Annotated in this window: 1 pseudogene; it reads right to left on the reverse strand. The window is 77.6% G+C overall.

The annotated features are described in order from the left end of the window. Positions 1-102: 102 nt before the first annotated feature. Positions 103-1,324, reverse strand: a pseudogene (locus ACFU6K_RS39160) (hypothetical protein); the annotation flags it as partial.

Consider the following 1,324-nt stretch of genomic DNA (forward strand, 5'->3'; position numbering starts at 1 on the left):
CACCACGACCGGGCCGCCTCGCCGTTCCCACGCCCCTTCTCGTTACCGCCGCCGCGCCCGCCCCCGCAGCCGCACCCACCCTCGCACCCGCCCCAGCGCCCGTCAGGACTCCCCCGCGCGCAGTTCGGTGGCGATCTGCCGCCGTCCGGCGACCAGCGTCTCCAGCACCACCCCGAGGCAGGCCACCAGCGTCAGGCCCGCGGTGGGCAGCAGCACCGGCAGCGGCGCGGGATCGAGGGAGCCGCCCGTCGCGGTCCCGACCAGGGTCGAGAGGTCGAAGGCCGGCCCCAGCAGGAGGGCCGCCAGCACCGCGACCCCGGCGCCGCCGACGGACGCCGCCAGGGTCCGGGGCAGCGCCTCGGCGATGATCAACGCCAGCCCCTGCCGGGGCCGCAGACCCATGGTGCGCAGCCGGGCGAGCACCGCCGTACGGTCGGGCGCGGCCCGCAGCAGCGTCAGCAGGACCGCGAGGACGGCGAATCCGGCGCTGGCCGGGGCCGCGTACCAGAACAGCCGTCCGGCGGCCTGCTGCAGCGGGTCGTCGGCGAGCTGTGCGGCGTACTCGCGGCTGCTGCCGACCCGGTAGGCGGGCGGCAGTCCGTGGCTGCCCCGGCCGGCCGCCGCGGCCTCGTCCGCGATCAGCTTGTCGAGACCGGTCGGCTCGACCAGGCCCCGCTCCAGGAGGAGCGACCTGATCCGCCCGGGGTCGAGGCCGTCGCCGACGGCCAGCCACCCGTTCCACCGGCCGAGTTCCGGCAGGCGTTGTACGGCGGGGCCGCTGGGCACCACGACGAACGGCTGCTCCGGCTCCGGCAGCGCCGGGGTCGCGGTGACGATCCCGGCGACGGTGGTGCGCAGTTCGCTCGCGGTGGACAGGTGCACCGTCGGCGCGCCGGCGGCCAGGCGCGCGGCCAGCTCTCGGCTGAACAGCGCGGGTACCGGGGTGTCCGGGCCACCGGGGGTGCCGGCGAGCTTCGCCGGGTCGAACGCGCCGGCCCCGAGGGTGCGGGCGATCGCGGCGTACGCGGTCGGCTCGGCGACCACCAGGGTCACCTTGGTGTAGTCGTTGGGGCCGGCGCCGACGAACCGCGCGCTCTGGTCCACCCGGACCGCGGTCGCGCTCCGGGCCTCCGGGAGTCCGCCCACGGCCTTGAGGAACGGGTCCGGCAGGGTCGCGTAGTCCGGGACGGAGACGGCGATGTCGCCGCCGGTCGCGACCCGTCCGGCGCGCAGCCTGCCGTGGTCCACCGAGGCGAGCAGGGTGGCGCCGAAGCCGGTCGCGGTGACGGCGATCAGCAGGGCGAGCAGCGGCAGCGCGGAGGGC

Source organism: Kitasatospora sp. NPDC057512 (assembly GCF_042802135.1).
In the GTDB taxonomy this organism is placed as follows: domain Bacteria; phylum Actinomycetota; class Actinomycetes; order Streptomycetales; family Streptomycetaceae; genus Kitasatospora.